The sequence below is a fragment of the Psychromonas saccharinae genome (assembly GCF_051201515.1).
Taxonomy (GTDB): Bacteria; Pseudomonadota; Gammaproteobacteria; order Enterobacterales; family Psychromonadaceae; genus Psychromonas.
Genome location: NZ_CP195153.1, coordinates 174,945 through 192,155, shown reverse-complemented (window position 1 = coordinate 192,155; position 17,211 = coordinate 174,945). Strand labels below are relative to the sequence as shown.

Below are 17,211 nucleotides of genomic sequence, written 5' to 3'. Positions count from 1 at the left end.
AATGCCAAGCACTCTAAATTAACTACTATTGAGACATTAAATGTCCTCATCACTAAGGAGTATTATGAATATTCATAAAATTGCCACTCATTTAAACCAACATCATGACAGTGCAGAAACCGGGTTTAGTTTTGATTGTACGCCGATTAAAGGCGACATCGATGTATTACAAGTTGAAGTGATAGGAAGAGAAGAAATCCCAATTTTCTTATCTATTAGTGATAATCAAATTTTATGTATCGCTTATCTCTGGGGTGAAGATGAGATTAAAGCAGACTTAAAAGCCAATATGATGGAAGCAATGCTGGAAATGAATATTCCGATGCCGCTTTCTTCATTTGCAAAAATAGAAGATAAATACGTGGTCTTTGGTGCCCTCTCGGTGAATTCAAATCTGGATGACATTGAGCTAGAGATCGTCACATTAAGTGATAACAGCCTTGAAGTTATTGCCGAAATGGACAGCTACTTAAGTTAATCAGGAGTTAAATATGAGTATATTTAAAAAAATTATTACCGCAGTTCGTGGCGGCGCACGTGAAGCAGGCGAAGCGATTGTAGATGCTAACTCGACACGCATTTTTGAACAAGAAATTCGTGACTCAGAACAACATATTACGATTGCTAAACGAGACTTAACCGAAGTCATGGCCAAACAGATGCAATCAGCACGCGAGTTAAATCAATTGCAAGCGAGCATTAAAGAACATGAAGGTTATGCCGTTCAAGCACTTGAGCAAAATAATGAAGCACTTGCTATTGAAGTTGCAGAAAAAATCGCAGAACTTGAAAGTAGTGCATTAGATCAACAACAGGCAAACGAAAGTTACCTAAAAAGTGCTGAACGATTAAAAGATCTAATCAAGAAAAGCGAACGTCAACTAACTGATTACAAACGTCAACTTAGCATGGTAAAAACAACTGAGAGCGTACAAAAAGCAACCTCAGCAATTACCGATAACTTTGTTGCGAGTAATTCTAAATTGTTAAATGCAAAGGATTCATTAGAACGCATTAAACAAAAACAAGCGATGTTTGATGATAAAATGAAAGCAGCTGAACAGCTAGATTCGGAAACAAGTGGTGATTCACTTCAGAATAAACTGAAACAAGCTGGTATCGGCGCTCAACAATCAAGTGCGCAATCAGTTTTAGATCGCCTTAAAAATAAGTAATAATAGTTAAACTACATTTTACTTTGTAGCCCGGTACATTTTATATAACGCCACCACGAAAAGAATATTAATCGTCGGCGCATATAAGTACTGGGTTATTTGCGTTAAAGAAAAGGAAATATCATGAGTTTTTTTAAATCACTATTTAGTAAAAAACAGCCTACCGCTAGGCCTAAATTAAATCATCCTAGTGAACTACAACTTAATGATATTTTTACCTTTGGTGATAGTTTTGCACTCCCTGAAGCAATGCGAAAACAACAACTTCAAGTCGTTGATATCAATACGCTAGAATTTCAACACCAACATTACGCACAAATAGTTGGTCAGGGAAGTGGCCAACAACTTGTATATGTAAGTTTTCCAAATAACCCGAAAAAGCTTATTAAGCTCAGTCTATTATTATCACGCAATGAAGTAGAAGCATTATTTGATTTAGATGCATTTTCTGAGATTTTCGAAGAGCCAGGTAATGCACGCTTAAGGCCACTAACCAAACAACATATTTATGCAGATATGATTGCCGATGAATATATTCAAGAAGAATTTATGATCAGCGGTTATAGCCACCAGCAAGATTATCGCGGTACGCAACCTCCCCAATATACCGAAGACCAACATGGCCGCGAATTTGAATATCATTGCTTAGAAGGTGGTGCAGGTGAACGTTCCGTTGATATATTTATTTTTGAGAATGGTGATACCGATGTCTACTTGTCTTTTTTAAGGCCTGCGAATGAAATTACTGAATTATGGATGAAAGGAGAATAACCAATGAGTCAGAGAGAATTACCTGAAAAGTGGCAACAATCCGTAAAAGTCGTAAAAGCAGTACAAATTGCATTTGATATGGACACTAAACTTCAATATAGCATTCGACGTAGCGCGCTTGATAAAGGCATCAGCCCATCTGAGCAGATTCGTCATCTGCTCGGTTTAACTACGAACAAAAAGCCTAAACGCCCTCGTTTGACGGTTAGTTTAAGCCCAGAAGATTACCAACAACTTGGTGAACGCTATCAGATTCCTGCAGAAGAACAACTAGAAATAAAAAAGGCAGTTATTGAAGAGTTAACACAATTTGCTTCATCAAGTGACCTACTGAAATAATAAAAAACGCTTCAATATTGAAGCGTTTTTTCATTTCTTTGAATCTAACTTAACCGTTTATTCTTTTTTCATCGCTAAAATTTGTGTGTTCATTAATTCAGCCATTTCGGATATTTCTTTAATCACCACGACGGAACCTTCAACTAACTCTTTAACTTGATCCAAATTGCTATTGATTTCACCTGCAACGGTAGTTTGTTCATCTGCAGAAGAAGCAATTTGATAATTCATATCAGAGATATGATCTACTTTTTCGACAATACCAGCTAACTGAGCGCCCGCTTTCGTCACTTGTTCAACACCAATATCTGCTTGATTAACGCTTTTACCCATTAAAGATACAACATCTTCAGCACTTGCCTGTAACTGTTCAATCATTCCTTGAATTTCAACAGTCGACTCTTGAGTACGTTTTGCTAGGTTACGTACTTCATCTGCAACAACAGCAAACCCGCGTCCAGCTTCACCAGCGCGCGCCGCTTCAATTGCAGCATTTAAAGCAAGTAGATTGGTTTGATCTGAAATACTACGAATTGTATCAACCACACTGCCGATACCTTCCACTTTTGTTTCAACACTGCTTACCGCTTCGGCTGAAACACCAATATTACTTGATAAGGCATTAATCGTTGTTATTGTCGCTTCTATAAACTGGCTTCCCTCCTGCGCAACATCAGAAGCTTCCGTTGTTGAAGTCGATGCACTACTTGCATTATTCGCAATTTCTCTCACCGTTGCCGTCATTTCATTCATAGCTGTGGCAAGCATTTCAACCTGTCCAAATTCCTCTTGAATAGAATCATTAACGATTTCCATGCAAGTCATTAGCGGCTCTATATGCCCTTCAAGCTCAGCTACACCATTATTCTGAAATTTCAGGTTTTGCGCTAGATGACTTGTTTCGCGACAAACCCTATTTGCAAGGCTACCGATCTCATCTTGATTAGAAAATGGGGTATTTTCTAATGCTCCATTATTTATTGCATTAGATAGTTGATGCTCAACTGTTTTTATTTGTACTTTCATCGCCCAAAATACAAGGTATAAAACGGCAATAAACAAGATATAAAAAATAATATCTGCACCAAAGGAATTGCTGCCAGATGTTGCTGCTATTTTAATGATAAGCATAGCAGCGCCAATCACTGATACAAGCATCCACTTTTGAATGAAAGAAAGGTTAAATAAAAATTTTTGAATAAAAGGTATTTGGAATTGAGCCATATCTGTACCTGCAATAAATAAAGGGTAATAAGCCAACGGATAATATGAATAATATCATCCATATTTATAGCCCAAAATTAGCTTATTACAATAATTATTCAATACAATATATTAAATAGGTCAGAAATTGTGAAGATATACTAACTGGTTGATTTTTTATTGTTATTTTTATATCAAAACTGACTAATCTATTTGCTTCTCCCAGTAGGGTAACTTTAATAATGCCTGCTCTTTTGATAATGCTAAAGCCTCTAATAACGACTCTTTTTTACGAGTTAGCCATTTAGAATATTCTTTTTTAAGTACCGAATCATCTTCGTGCTCAGCAAGATCAAACACAGCATCTAACATCGCTAGTTTTTTCATACCACTTTTAATATCTAACCAAGGAGAATTGAAGACCTCTTGTCGTTGTGGTGAGAACAAATGACCTAAACTCATGCCCATTAGTAAGTTATTCTCAAGTGCGCCTTGATGGGAAAGTAAATGCTCAACGGATTTAGGCTTCAGAGCGTTAATTAACTCATCCCACGATGCATTTAAACATTGCTCAGAAAAGGACTCAATCGCATTGTTTTTCTCACTAGAAAAAGTACTTTTTTCAAAAAATATCAACCACTCGGTTAGCTTTAAAACAAACTGACAATAACGAGTGGAATGAAGTAATTCCAATACTTTTTCCTGATCAGGCAACGCATTATCACGGGCTTTTAAATTGTCTAGCAAGTTTTTAAGATTAGGTAACTTCCTTAAGTAATAGCCCTTATTTTTTAATAACTTACTATAAATTTGGCGCATATCAACCCAGGAAAAAGAGCGTGCAAGCCAATGTAAATCATCGACCCACTCTTGGTCATGCAAATCAGGAAATTGTTGCTTAAATAACATTAAATTTTGATGGATAAATTTAATACCCACAAACAATTCTCTAAGTGCCGCATTTTTACCTGATTCGGTATAACAATTCTCATGGTATTGAATATGTTTTAAACCGTGCTGAATATTCGTCAATAATGCCTGCTGAATAGACATGCTTGCTGTGATTGGCGAGGGTTCAAGCGGCTTAACAGCAAAAGAAGCATTATTCAGTAGCATATACCCACGCTGAGCTTTACTTACATTTCCTAAGCGAACCTCAGGTAATTCGGCGATTTTATTGCCGAAAATAAACAGTTTTTTTTCATCACCTTTAATCAGCTCAAGCTCAACTTCACTAATATCAACTTTTCCTTGGGTCGTCTCAATAAAACCACGATCATAGGCCACTTCAATTAACGTATCATCACTCATTTCCACGAGCCAAGTTTGACGTACAAAATCCGTGCTGAAAATGGGTAAAAGCGCTTCTTCTAATTGTTTAATATCACATCCATCTGGCCAAATTTTTTGATTAAATCGGGCTAACTCTGGAATAGCGCTTTCTATTGGTTCATTATATTCAGGGCGTTGATGTAAGCCACCAATCACTCGCCCTGCTGTTTTGATAGTTTGCACCGAACGTCCATCACAACTTCGAACCCTTAATCCCATATCCATTTCGCGCAATAAACGATTGTCTGTATCAAAGTAAACATTCTGTAGTGTTTGCGTTTTGTTAGAGATAAAACCTTGAGTATTGACCGTGTGATACAGTTCAGACTCAAATTGTGAATTGAAAAGGAACTTAATTTCTATTTCTGTTTCCATAATATTTACCAAATAACCCTTTGATATAGAACAAATCAGCCCAATAAAATCGCACTAATTTATCAATTATACTAAATTCAGGTTCAATTGTGTGGAAAAGAAAGATAACATGCGCCGCATATTTGTTATTCGACGGCCCCCTTATACGGTTAAATAACCAACATAATAGGATAAACCATGCCAGTTAATTCAATATTTGGGATGTTTGCAAAATCTCCCATTAGACCAATTCAATTGCACATTGATAAAGTAGCAGCTTGCTGTGAACTATTGATACCGTTTTTTAAAGCAAGCCATGACCGAGAATGGGTTAAGGCTAACGATATTAGAAAAAAAATATCGAAAATGGAAAAACAAGCAGATGAATTAAAACGTGAACTTCGCTTAACCCTACCTAAAGGGTTATTTATGCCAATTTCTCGCAGTGATTTAATCGAACTTGTAAATCGCCAAGATAAAATTGCAAATACCGCGAAGGATATTGCAGGTCGTGTATACGGCCGAAAATTAGAAATGCCAGATTCAATAACAAAGGACTTTATTACCTATTTGCAACGTTGCTTAGATGCTATCCAACAGGCTAAAAAAGCAATCAATGAGCTTGATGAATTACTAGAAACAGGCTTTAGAGGTCGAGAGGTTGATATTGTCACTAAAATGATCAGTGAGCTTGAGTCCATTGAAGATGACACTGATTCCTTACAAATTAAACTTCGTCGTGATCTGTTAAAAATTGAAGAACACCATAATCCCGTAGATATTATGTTTCTTTATCAGATTCTTGAGTGGGTCGGACAACTTGCCGATCATTCCGAACATATCGGCACGCAATTAGAATTAATTCTAGCGCGTTCATAGCGAAAAATAGGACTACTTATGGATATTCTTGCTACATATGGCGAAACGCTTGTTATTTTCGCCGGAACAGTCGGTTTTCTAATGGCTTGGGGTATTGGGGCAAATGATGTTGCAAATGCAATGGGGACTTCAGTTGGGTCTAAAGCTCTTACTATCAAACAAGCGATTATTATCGCGATGATTTTTGAATTCGCTGGTGCATATTTGGCCGGTGGAGAAGTAACATCAACAATTCGTAAAGGAATTATTGATGCTACCTATTATATTGATTCACCTGAATTACTTGTCTTTGGTATGACGGCAGCTTTATTAGCAGCTGGGTTATGGCTCATTATTGCCTCTTATTTCGGATGGCCCGTTTCAACAACCCATTCAATTGTTGGTGCCATTGTTGGCTTCTCTGCGGTTGGCGTAGGTGTTGACAGTGTAACCTGGAGCAAAGTTGTTGGTATTGTCGGGAGCTGGGTGGTAACACCGTTTATTGCCGGAGTCATTGCTTATCTGATATTTATGAGTTCCCAAAAGCTAATTTTCAATACTAAGCACCCTATTGAGAATGCAAAACGGTATGTACCTATCTACATGTTTTTAGCTGGTTTTATTTTGTCTTTAGTGACAATAAAAAAAGGGTTAAAACACATTGGCGTACATTTTAGTTCTGTAGACTCTCTATTAATTGCGGCGGCTATCGGTGTTTGTATTGCGATTGTCGGTAAAATCTTTATTAACCGCATCAAAATAGAAGCAAAAGCCGATAAAAAAATGCATTTTGCTAACGTTGAAAAAATCTTTGCCGTATTAATGGTTGTGACTGCTTGTGCGATGGCATTTGCACATGGTTCAAACGACGTGGCAAATGCAATTGGTCCATTAGCTGCTGTTGTTAATATTGTTGAACATGATGGTCAAATTGCAGCTAAATCAGAATTAGCTTGGTGGATTTTACCCCTAGGTGGTGTGGGTATTATTCTTGGTCTAGCCATTTTCGGTAAGCGTGTTATGGCAACAATTGGCCATGGTATTACTCATTTAACACCAAGTCGTGGTTTTGCAGCGGAACTTGCAGCGGCTTCGACTGTCGTAATTGCATCGGGAACAGGTTTACCTATTTCTACAACACAAACATTGGTGGGTGCTGTATTAGGAGTGGGTATGGCTCGAGGGATTGCCGCACTTAATTTAAGTATCGTACGTAATATTGTTATCTCATGGATAATTACATTACCGATTGGTGCCGGGCTTTCGATTTTATTCTTCTTTATCTTAAAAGCAATTTGCAGTTAAGTATCGAAACAGAATAAAAAGAGAGCCTAGGCTCTCTTTTTTTATATCTGGCAATCATCATTATTGTGAATACATTGTTAGAATGTTCAATTTATAACAATTAACCCGTTAACTTTATATTTAAAACCTTATTATTTATCGACTGACCGATTTTTGCATAATAAGGTGGCTTAGGTATAAAATACAACTTTAATCAACGTCGTAACAGGATGTCCTTTGAAATTATTTAACTATATTCTCAGCACATTAACACTCATATTTTGTGTTAATGCTTTTGCCGCCACTCGCTACGTTAGTGAAGATATATACACTTACCTGCATTCTGGGCCTAGCTTAGATTATCGGATCATTGGCACCGTCAAAGTAGGTTCAAAACTCACCACTTTAAAATATGATAGCAACACTAAGTTTATGCAGGTCCGCACCGATAAAGGCAAAACCGGTTGGGTAAAAAATTCTGAATTACAGGAAGAGCTTCCTTCAGCAGCTTTATTGCCTCAAGTGCAAAAAGAGCTATTAGAAGCACAAACAAGATTAAAAAATATCGACAGTGAAAATGCACGAACCCAACAAGAAAATATTCAATCAATTACTGATAAAGAAAATTTAATTGCAAAGCTACAAAGTGAAAAAAAATTCCTTGAAGAAAATATGGAAAAGCTTAAAGCAAAAAATTTAGAACTCGATTTATTACAAGATACCAAAGATGAACGGGTAAAAATGGAATGGATGATGTATGGCGGTAGTGTGCTTGTTTTTGGTCTATTGATAGGTTTAATTATTCCCTTCCTACCACGCCGTAAAAAACGCCGTGATAACTGGTAATCATTAAATAATCAGACCTAATGATTCATATCTCGCGGCCTCTATTGAGGTCGCAATATTATAAAGATAACCAATCAGTTAATGATTTTAAGTAAAAAACTTGCCCGTCAACGCGAAAATCGGTTTGATTTGGCAAAATAGTTACCACTTGTATTTTTCCTGAACTATCAACATCCCCTTCCTTTAAATCTTCCCCATTAATACGGATCCAACGATCACTTTGATTGGATGAATACACATGAAAGTCATAGCGAATTGTGGGTACCTGTTGCTGAAAACGGATCCCCATTTTATAAATATTTAATGCGCTGCTCTCACTCTCATCATTGCGATCATCCTGACTGTTAGTAAGTGCTTCTTGAAAATGTTCCTTTAGATTATCTGAAACATCACTGTAGGCTAATTCTTCAGGTATGTTATCTGTTATGCTTTCTGTAGAGGTATCCACAACCTCTATCGACTCATTTGTCTTTTTCTGTTCTAAAATTTGCTCTGAAGCCACCTCTTTTTGCTCTTCTTTTAATGCGGCATTCATCTCATTAAGATTAATTAACGGCAATGGTTTAGTCTCAAAAGAAACTGTTTCAATTATTTTGCCTTTAGGCTTATTAGGAGTGTTAACTATTTTTGGCTCAACAATTTCTGGCACTGATGGTGTCGCATCACGTTGTGGTTGAATATTTTTTAACGGTGTAACAACCACTTTTTCTTGTACAGAAGCCATTACTGGTGCGACCATAATAGCAGGCCTGTTTAGCATCCAAATTAATACGCATAATAATAAAATAATAACCATTAACGCCGATAATAGAAGTGCTTTCCAAATAGTATTATTGCTCCCCTCCGAGGATATTTCAGACTGTTGTTGATTTTGTTTCTGTAATGCGTTTGCAATAATGGACATTATTACTTCTCTTCAGTTAAGCGCGGAAATTCAGGATGCATTTGCTGCATAATCAACAACATAGTACGAGGTCCAACAATACCATCATCAATTAAACCATGGTCACGTTGAAATTGTTTTACTTCTTCCTGAAGGTCGATATCAAAAATAGCTTTGTTACTAGCAGGTAACGAATAAATTAAATTTAATTGCTGCGATAACCAAAGCGCACGCTCACCTTGATCACCTAATTTTATCTTACGTTGTGATATAAATGGTGTTTTCCATAACAAAGTCAAACCGCCATGCCAATAACGAACTAACCATTCAACTGAAACATCGATACTTTGTTCTCCAATTAATAATTGGTAAGTCTCTGATGCTTTATAAACGACGGCATATATATCCTGTTCTCCATTGCTCAATTTAATAATGGCGGGATAATTTAATTGATCTAACTTTTCAATATTACTTGCCTCAGAAAAACATAATAATGACGCAACAGCGCCTTGCTCACAGCTTATATCAAGCAAATCGACCTGATAGCCCCAAATTGCATATAAACTTCTCAATGCATAGGCGAATTCCCCTTGGTTAAGATCGAGTAATGGATAATCATCAAACCAATTAGCCTCTGCTTCATCAGGCACGGATTGAGTTGGGGCATAATTGACCGTAGGAGAAGTAGTGCTAATAACCTCCGGAGTATTCGTTTCAATATTTGTTTCTAATGGAATACTTTCAGTTTCAGGGATCGGCTCGAAATTATCAGATAATTCTGTATCAAGGTTTGATTCTACAGGAACAAGAGTTTGTACAGATGCAGGAGAAGAACGTAGTGCTGCTGAAATATTATCGAACAATGATAAAAATAAAGGTTGAATTGATACTTTAGATAATTGCATTCCTGTAAATAAAATTAAAAGAACCAATAATATAAATCGTGACCAATGCTTTAACTGTGAGGGGTCATTATAAAGCCGATGATCCACATCAAGCTCTTTAATAACCGTGGCTAATATTTTGACTGACACCTTATGGCTATTTTCACTATAGGCAGCAAGTAAACAACGATCGCAAATTAAATTAATAATTCGCGGGACACCATGGCTGTATTTAAAGATACGTTGCTGCGTCTTTGAATCAAAGATAGGGTAACTTGCACCTGCAATATTTAATCGATGCTGGATATAATAGTGTGTTTCTTTTTCTGTCAACGTCAATAAGTGATAACGCGCCGTAATTCGTTGTGCTAATTGGCGTAGCTCTCTTTCCTTTAACTTCTCCTGCAGTTCTGTCTGACCAATTAAAATAACCTGTAATGCTTTTTTATTATTTGATTCTATGTTGGTCAGGAGGCGCAATTGTTCAAGCACAGCAAAACTCAAATGTTGCGCTTCATCAATCAGTACAACCGCCCCTCTTCCTTGGTGTTGGTTATCACTCATCCAAGTCGTTAAGCTATCAAATAGCACTTTTAAACTAATATTCTCCTTTGGATAATCAATATTAAATTCATCACAAATAGTCGCTAATAACTCAACTTCATTAAGTGCCGGATTAAGAATAAAAGCCACATCTAACCCTGCCGGTAGTTGTTGCAATAACAAACGACAAATGGTTGTCTTTCCTGTGCCTACTTCCCCGGTCAGCAAGACAAAACCACCATTACTTTGTAAACCGTACTTAAGGTGCGCTAATGCTTCTTGATGGCGATCACTTAGAAATAAAAAATCAGGGTCAGGGGAAATAGAAAAAGGTAAATGCTTTAAAGAAAAAAAATCTTGGTACATTAATCGCCTCCTGCTAATAATCCATAGTTTACCTTATTAAACAGGTAATAACACAACAACAAAGAGTACCGTTATACCCATTACCATTCAAGACATACGATAAGCATATTGATTGGTAATAAGTATATCCGTCGATTTAATAAAATTTTCAGCACATTTGCTTACCTCGTAAGACCTTTTTCTTTTTTTATTTTATAATAAGCGAAGACGTTTGAGAAAGGGGAAGTAATGCAGGTATTTTTAGTCGGCGGTGCAGTGCGAGATCAACTTTTACAACTTGAGGTGAAAGATCGCGATCATGTTGTAATCAACAGTTCTCCAGAAGAACTATTGCAGTTAGGTTATCAACAAGTAGGGAAAGATTTCCCTGTATTTTTGCATCCGAAAACCGGCGAAGAATATGCGCTTGCTCGTACCGAACGTAAACAAGGCTCAGGTTACACAGGGTTCAGCTGTTATGCAGGCAAGGACGTCACATTAAAAGATGATTTAATCCGCCGCGATTTAACTATCAATGCCATTGCTTTATCGGCGCAGGATGAACTCATTGATCCCTATAATGGCGTCGATGACATTAACAATAAATTGTTAAGGCATATCTCCCCCGCATTTAGCGAAGATCCTTTACGCGTATTACGTGTCGCCCGCTTTGCCGCAAGGTTTTATAAACTCGGCTTTACGATAGCGCCAGAAACCTTGGCATTAATGACTCAATTGACAGAACAAGGTGAATTAAGCCACTTAACGGCTGAACGCGTTTGGCAAGAGACTGCAAAAGCGTTAATGACAGAAAGCCCACATATTTACTTTCAAGTATTGCGAGATTGCGGTGCATTGGCCGCCCTTTTTCCTGAAATTGATGCCCTCTTTGGTGTACCAGGCCCCAAAAAATGGCATCCTGAAATCGATACTGGTATCCACACACTGATGGTCGTCGAACAATCAGTCAAACTATCAGATGCACTCGCTTTTCGGTTTGCATGTTTAGTACACGATTTGGGGAAAGCATTAACACCAAAAGATAAATGGCCAAGCCACAAAGGCCATGGTTTTCTTGGTTTAAAAGTAATTAAAAAATTCTGTGCCCGATTACGCGTGCCAAATGAGTGTCGAGATTTAGCTCTGCTCGTTAGTGAGCACCATACCGTTATCCACAGTGCCTTTGAGTTACGCGCATCAACTTTAATTAAATTAATGGATAAAAATGATGCTTGGCGTAAACCTCAACGATTCCAACAAATGCTGCAATGCTGCGTCGCCGATTCAAAGGGCAGAGCGGGATTTGAAAATAAAGACTACCCAACAGCTGATTACGTATGGCAAGCCTTTCAAGTTGCGCAATCAGTTAATGTGCAGGATATTATCAAACAAGGCTTTATGGGGTCTGAAATTAAAGAAGCGCTGCAGAATGCTCGTACTGAAAAAGTACAAGCATATAAAGACAAGACACTGGCTTTTTTAGCTCAATAATAGCCTTGAATTCAGGCGCCAGCTAAAATATAAAACAACGCAGCACCAAGTATTAATCTGTAAATAACAAATGGCAACATGCCAACTTTATTCAGTAATATTAAAAACACATGAATACATAAAATCGCACTGATAAACGAAACACCAGCGCCCAAAAATAATGTACTCCAATCAACATAACCGTCGGAAAGAATAAATTTTAATAAATCATAGCCTGAAGCCATTCCAATAATAGGAATAGACATTAGAAAAGAAAATCTAGCAGCGGCATTACGCGTCAACCCAAGCATTAAACCTGCGGTTATCGTGATACCTGATCGAGAAGTACCCGGAATTAATGCAAGCGCCTGTGCGAAACCAATAATAATCGCACCTTTAAGGCCTGTTTGATATTCCCCTTTAATTTGTTTCGCTTTTGCATCGGCCCACCAGAGTAATAACCCAAAAACAATGGTTGTCACGGCAATAACATAACCACTGCGTAAATAAGTTTCAACAATCGGTTTTCCAAAGAAACCAATTAAAGCAGCTGGAATTGTTGCCCATACAATCCACCAAGCAAGACGACTATCCTGCGTCTTTTCTTGACCACGCAAAGAGCCTACCCAAGCTTTTGACATATTAATGACTTCAGCTCGGAAATAGATTAATACTGCTGCCAAAGTACCAATATTGAGTATTAAATCAAAGGCTAATCCTTGATCCGGCCAATCTAATAACTGCGATGGTAAAATCAAATGCGCCGAGCTAGAAATGGGTAAAAACTCAGTAAGACCTTGAATTAAGGCTAAAACAATAATTTGTAGTAAAGACATGTAGATTCTCTATCCCTAATAAGTAAAAGTTAAAAGTAACGTTAAATTTTCCATAATTTCTGTTTATCTTTTGGGTAATTTTCCCATAAATTTTGGTATGTCTCATTTAATATGGGATGTTTTAATTGCGGCGCTAATTCTGATAATGGTTTTAAAACAAACGCATTTTTGGTAATTTCAGCACGTGGTAAATTATTTTTTTTATCGACCACCTGCCCATATAACAACAAATCAAGATCTAACGTTCTGGGTGCAAATTTTTTAGCATTATTAACTCGCCCATGTTTTATTTCAATCTCTTTTAACTTTCGAATCAGCCTATCGATGGGTAAATTAGTATTAAGTTCAATGACTAAATTATAAAAATTACCACCAACAAACCCCACGGATTCACTTTCATAAATTAAAGATTGCTTTAGTTTGCCGAATTCCAATTGTAAGGAAGCGATGCCCGCTTTAATACTTTCAAATTTATTAAGGCTTGAGCCAATGCCAATAAATACCTGTGTCACTAGCGATGACCACGCTCAATTTGTACACCCAAGCTTTGTGCTTTCGGCAACGCACCGGGTTTATGTAAGGTGACTTTAATCCACGGCACTGAAAATTCTTTCATAATCAGTGCAGCCACCGATTCGGCCATCGTTTCAATTAATTCAAATTGATGATTTTGTGCAAACTGACTCACTTTTTCCGAGACACTAAAATAATTCAACGCTAAGTTAATATCATCACTTGCCGCTGCAGGTTTATTATCAAAGGCCATTTCTAAATCGAAATAAAGCTTTTGCTGTAAGGATTTTTCCCAATCATAAACACCAATTGTCGTAATGACTTCTAACTGATTAATAAAAACAATATCCATCTAAAACCTTTAACACTATCACTTAACCAAAAATCCACGTAATATCAAAACACAGATAAATGAACTATAAAAATGATGTATTTTACCTGAACGAGAAGAAATAAGTACAAATGATTATCCTAAGCAACTTAATATTTATTTTTTGTGCCTACCTGGTTGGTGGCCTAAATGGCGCAATCCTATTATCGAAGCTAAAAGGCTGGGCTGATCCGCGTTCATTGGGCTCTAAAAACCCAGGTGCAACTAACATGCTTCGCTTACATCATGCTCAAGCGGCTAGTGCGGTACTTATTTTTGACCTTATTAAGGGTACCATACCCGTTTACCTTGCTTATTTCTTACATTTCGCTCCAGTAGAAATTGGTTTTATTGGAATAGCAGCTTGCTTAGGTCATATTTACCCTCCTTATTTTAATTTTAAAGGCGGTAAAGGCGTGGCAACTGGCTTGGGAACATTACTACCATTAGGTATGGATATGACGGGGTTATTAGTATTAACTTGGTTATTAACAATTGCCGTAAGTGGTTATGCTTCGCTTGCCGCAATTATTACTGCAATCGCAGCCCCTTTCTTTGTCGCTTATATCAAGCCTGAGTATATTGTTCCCGTAAGTATGTTATCGATATTAATTACCCTACGTCATGGTAGCAATATACGTCGCCTACTGGCAGGAAAAGAGAAAAAAATATTAAACTGGAAACAATAATTCTTTCGAATATTAATTAGCATATCAAGAGGAGTTAATATGCGCATTTTACATACCATGTTACGTGTGACTGATTTACAAAAATCGATTGATTTTTATACTCAAATTTTAGAAATGAAATTATTACGTCAATCTGAAAATGAAGAATATAAATATACTTTAGCGTTTATTGGCTATGGTGATGAAACGGACACAACGGTACTTGAACTAACTTACAATTGGGGAACTACTGAATATGATCTAGGCAATGCTTACGGACATATTGCGATTGAAACGAATGATATCTATGCAACCTGTGAAAAAATAAAGAAAATGGGAGGAGTGATTACTCGTGAAGCAGGTCCAGTTAAAGGCGGCACCACAGTGATTGCATTTGTTAAAGATCCCGATGGTTATATGATTGAGTTAATTAATAAAAAAGATGCAGGTAAAGGACTAGGTGAGACTGTTTAAGAGCCATTGTATTCAATATATGCTCTAAATTTTTCTTAAGAAAAATGAATACTAGCTTCGTTATTGGTTTTGCCATTATAACAATCGGTATAAACTCTTCCACCGGATGTAACGCACTTATTTTGATAATAAAAAACCTCTCGTGGAGAGGTTTTTTATTGCGAATAATTTAATTCATCTGCGCTATAAACCAACAGGCTATTTTGGCAAGAAACCTACTTTCTCATAAACATCGGCCAAAGTCGCAGCCGCACGTTCACGGGCTTTTTCAGCACCAACACGCGCAATCGCTTGCAATGCAGGCTCATCTTGACGTAATGCTTTAAAACGGGCTTGAATGGGCTCTAATAAGCTAACAACAGCATCGGCAGTATCCACTTTTAAATGACCATACATTTTACCATCATATTCAGGTATTAAACTGTCGATGGATTTACCCGTTGAACATGAAAGTAAGCTAAGTAGATTCGAGACACCCGGCTTATTTTCTACATCAAAATAAATACGAGCTTTTTCATCGGAATCTGTTTCTGCACTTTTAATTTTCTTAATAATCACCTTTGGATCTTCTAATAATCCAATAAAGTTCTTCGCATTATCATCGGATTTAGACATTTTCTTAGTCGGCTCTTGCAAACTCATAATCCGCGCGCCATGCTCAGGGATATAAGGTTCTGGCACAACAAAGGTATCACCGTAAGCATTGTTAAAACGGCTCGCAATATCACGTGCTAATTCAAGATGTTGCTTTTGATCGCTACCAACAGGCACTTCTTTCGGATTATAAAGTAAAATATCAGCAGCCATTAAAACCGGGTAACTAAACAGCCCCACATTGATATTAGTGACATTCTTTTGCGATTTGTCTTTAAACTGAGTCATACGATTTAACTCACCCATTTGCGTATAACAATTCAAGATCCATGAAAGCTCGGCATGCTCTGGCACTTGTGATTGAATAAACATCGTACTCTTATTTGGGTCAATACCAACGGCTTGATACATCGCTAAACCATCGTATATAGCATGGCGTAATGCTTGCGGATCTTGACGAACAGTAATGGCATGTAAATCAACTAAACAGTAAAGACAGTCATGAGTTTCCTGCATTTCAACCCACTGACGCAAGGCGCCCATATAATTACCAATGGTTAATGCACCCGATGGTTGGCAACCGCTTAATACTACTGGTTTAGTCATTTTACTTTCCTTACACTGTTTAATTCACAGTATTAATTATTCATTCAATTTCGGGGATATCTAATCAAAAGATTCAATTAGACATACCACCATATTTACGTTGCCAACCATGCAATTGAATGGCAACGGATATACGCTTATACGCTTGCTAATTCATCGCGCATTTTATCAATTACTGCTTTGTAATCAGGTTCATTAAAAATTGCAGAGCCCGCAACAAACATATCCGCACCCGCTTCAGCTATTTCTTTAATGTTATCGGTCTTAACTCCACCATCCACTTGTAGTCGAATATCTCGCCCACTCGCTTGGATTAATGATTTAACTTGACGCAGCTTTTCTAACGTATGTGGGATAAATGATTGCCCACCAAAACCTGGATTAACCGACATTAATAACACCACGTCTAATTTATCCATTACGTGAGTTAATACTTCTAATGACGTTGCAGGATTTAAGACAAGCCCCGCTTTACAACCATGGTCTTTAATTAGCTGTAAACTGCGATCAACATGTTCAGATGCTTCCGGATGGAAGGTAATAATAGATGCGCCCGCTTTAGCAAATTCAACAATCATTGTATCAACAGGTTTAACCATTAAATGCACATCAATCGGCGCTTTAATACCGTAATCACGCAACGCTTTGCAAACCATTGGCCCAATTGTTAAATTTGGCACGTAATGATTGTCCATTACATCAAAATGCACCACATCGGCACCGTCGGTTATTACTTTTTCAACGTCTTCTCCCAAACGAGCGAAATCAGCAGAAAGGATGGAAGGAGCAATTAAATAGTCGGTCATGGTCTTTTTCCCGTATCAAAATGGAGCACTTATTCTACCGAAGCAGATACCAACAAA

General features: G+C 37.3%; 19 protein-coding genes. 10 read left to right on the top strand and 9 right to left on the bottom strand.

Going from position 1 to position 17,211, the window contains the following annotated elements:
• Positions 1-64: 64 nt before the first annotated feature.
• The 4 genes from ACR30L_RS00905 to ACR30L_RS00890 all read left to right on the top strand — a co-directional run bounded on the left by ACR30L_RS00905 (position 65) and on the right by ACR30L_RS00890 (position 2,285).
• Positions 65-478: a YjfI family protein gene (locus ACR30L_RS00905; RefSeq protein ID WP_435236170.1), complete on the top strand. Its 414-nt coding sequence runs from the start codon at positions 65-67 to the stop codon at positions 476-478.
• A gap of 13 nt (positions 479-491) precedes the next feature.
• Complete coding sequence (locus tag ACR30L_RS00900) at positions 492-1,175, top strand: PspA/IM30 family protein (protein WP_435236169.1); 684 nt, start codon at positions 492-494, stop codon at positions 1,173-1,175.
• Between the two features lie 123 nt (positions 1,176-1,298).
• On the top strand, positions 1,299-1,946 hold the full coding sequence (locus ACR30L_RS00895) for a hypothetical protein (protein ID WP_435236168.1): 648 nt from the start codon (positions 1,299-1,301) through the stop codon (positions 1,944-1,946).
• A 3-nt stretch (positions 1,947-1,949) separates the two neighbouring features.
• Positions 1,950-2,285, top strand: coding sequence for a hypothetical protein (locus ACR30L_RS00890; RefSeq protein WP_435236167.1), 336 nt, complete (start codon positions 1,950-1,952; stop codon positions 2,283-2,285).
• Between the two features lie 57 nt (positions 2,286-2,342).
• Here the strand turns inward: ACR30L_RS00890 and ACR30L_RS00885 are convergent, their stop codons facing one another.
• Positions 2,343-3,509 carry a methyl-accepting chemotaxis protein gene (locus ACR30L_RS00885; protein ID WP_435236166.1) on the bottom strand — a complete coding sequence of 389 codons (1,167 nt, stop codon included), beginning with the start codon at positions 3,507-3,509 and terminating at the stop codon, positions 2,343-2,345.
• 183 nt (positions 3,510-3,692) lie between these two features.
• Positions 3,693-5,195, bottom strand: coding sequence for a CYTH domain-containing protein (locus ACR30L_RS00880; protein WP_435236165.1), 1,503 nt, complete (start codon positions 5,193-5,195; stop codon positions 3,693-3,695).
• Between the two features lie 177 nt (positions 5,196-5,372).
• Between ACR30L_RS00880 and ACR30L_RS00875 the strand changes: the two genes are divergently transcribed.
• The 3 genes from ACR30L_RS00875 to ACR30L_RS00865 all read left to right on the top strand — a co-directional run bounded on the left by ACR30L_RS00875 (position 5,373) and on the right by ACR30L_RS00865 (position 8,162).
• Entirely contained in the window at positions 5,373-6,053 is a 681-nt protein-coding gene (locus ACR30L_RS00875) for a TIGR00153 family protein (RefSeq protein ID WP_435236164.1), read from the top strand.
• A gap of 18 nt (positions 6,054-6,071) precedes the next feature.
• On the top strand, positions 6,072-7,337 hold the full coding sequence (locus ACR30L_RS00870; protein WP_435236163.1) for an inorganic phosphate transporter: 1,266 nt from the start codon (positions 6,072-6,074) through the stop codon (positions 7,335-7,337).
• Between the two features lie 216 nt (positions 7,338-7,553).
• Positions 7,554-8,162: a TIGR04211 family SH3 domain-containing protein gene (locus ACR30L_RS00865; RefSeq protein ID WP_435236162.1), complete on the top strand. Its 609-nt coding sequence runs from the start codon at positions 7,554-7,556 to the stop codon at positions 8,160-8,162.
• 58 nt (positions 8,163-8,220) lie between these two features.
• Here ACR30L_RS00865 and ACR30L_RS00860 read toward each other — a convergent pair whose 3' ends face one another.
• Positions 8,221-9,066 carry a general secretion pathway protein GspB gene (locus tag ACR30L_RS00860; RefSeq protein ID WP_435236161.1) on the bottom strand — a complete coding sequence of 282 codons (846 nt, stop codon included), beginning with the start codon at positions 9,064-9,066 and terminating at the stop codon, positions 8,221-8,223.
• 2 nt (positions 9,067-9,068) lie between these two features.
• Positions 9,069-10,838 (bottom strand): AAA family ATPase, encoded by a 1,770-nt coding sequence (locus tag ACR30L_RS00855; RefSeq protein ID WP_435236160.1) that lies wholly within the window; start codon positions 10,836-10,838, stop codon positions 9,069-9,071.
• 228 nt (positions 10,839-11,066) lie between these two features.
• On the opposite strand from ACR30L_RS00855, the gene ACR30L_RS00850 reads away from it, so the two are divergent.
• Positions 11,067-12,308, top strand: a complete 1,242-nt coding sequence (locus ACR30L_RS00850; RefSeq protein ID WP_435236159.1) for a multifunctional CCA addition/repair protein — start codon at positions 11,067-11,069, stop codon at positions 12,306-12,308.
• 11 nt (positions 12,309-12,319) lie between these two features.
• On the opposite strand, the gene ACR30L_RS00845 is transcribed toward ACR30L_RS00850, so the two are convergent.
• From ACR30L_RS00845 to folB, 3 genes are read right to left on the bottom strand one after another with little or no spacing between them, the layout of a single operon-like run.
• Positions 12,320-13,123, bottom strand: coding sequence for an undecaprenyl-diphosphate phosphatase (locus tag ACR30L_RS00845; RefSeq protein WP_435236158.1), 804 nt, complete (start codon positions 13,121-13,123; stop codon positions 12,320-12,322).
• Positions 13,124-13,164: 41 nt separating this feature from the next.
• Positions 13,165-13,635: a 2-amino-4-hydroxy-6-hydroxymethyldihydropteridine diphosphokinase gene (gene folK, locus ACR30L_RS00840; RefSeq protein ID WP_435236157.1), complete on the bottom strand. Its 471-nt coding sequence runs from the start codon at positions 13,633-13,635 to the stop codon at positions 13,165-13,167.
• A complete protein-coding gene (folB, locus tag ACR30L_RS00835; RefSeq protein WP_435236156.1) occupies positions 13,635-13,988 on the bottom strand; it encodes a dihydroneopterin aldolase in 354 nt (117 codons plus the stop codon). The genes folK and folB overlap by 1 nt, the downstream gene beginning before the upstream one ends.
• Positions 13,989-14,098: 110 nt before the next feature.
• On the opposite strand from folB, the gene plsY reads away from it, so the two are divergent.
• Together plsY and gloA are read left to right on the top strand one after the other, a co-directional pair.
• Complete coding sequence (plsY, locus tag ACR30L_RS00830; protein ID WP_435236155.1) at positions 14,099-14,695, top strand: glycerol-3-phosphate 1-O-acyltransferase PlsY; 597 nt, start codon at positions 14,099-14,101, stop codon at positions 14,693-14,695.
• Between the two features lie 39 nt (positions 14,696-14,734).
• Positions 14,735-15,148 carry a lactoylglutathione lyase gene (gloA, locus tag ACR30L_RS00825; protein ID WP_435236154.1) on the top strand — a complete coding sequence of 138 codons (414 nt, stop codon included), beginning with the start codon at positions 14,735-14,737 and terminating at the stop codon, positions 15,146-15,148.
• Positions 15,149-15,346: 198 nt separating this feature from the next.
• Here gloA and trpS read toward each other — a convergent pair whose 3' ends face one another.
• Complete coding sequence (gene trpS / locus ACR30L_RS00820; RefSeq protein ID WP_435236153.1) at positions 15,347-16,348, bottom strand: tryptophan--tRNA ligase; 1,002 nt, start codon at positions 16,346-16,348, stop codon at positions 15,347-15,349.
• A 137-nt stretch (positions 16,349-16,485) separates the two neighbouring features.
• Positions 16,486-17,154, bottom strand: a complete 669-nt coding sequence (gene rpe, locus ACR30L_RS00815; protein WP_435236152.1) for a ribulose-phosphate 3-epimerase — start codon at positions 17,152-17,154, stop codon at positions 16,486-16,488.
• Positions 17,155-17,211 lie beyond the last annotated feature (57 nt).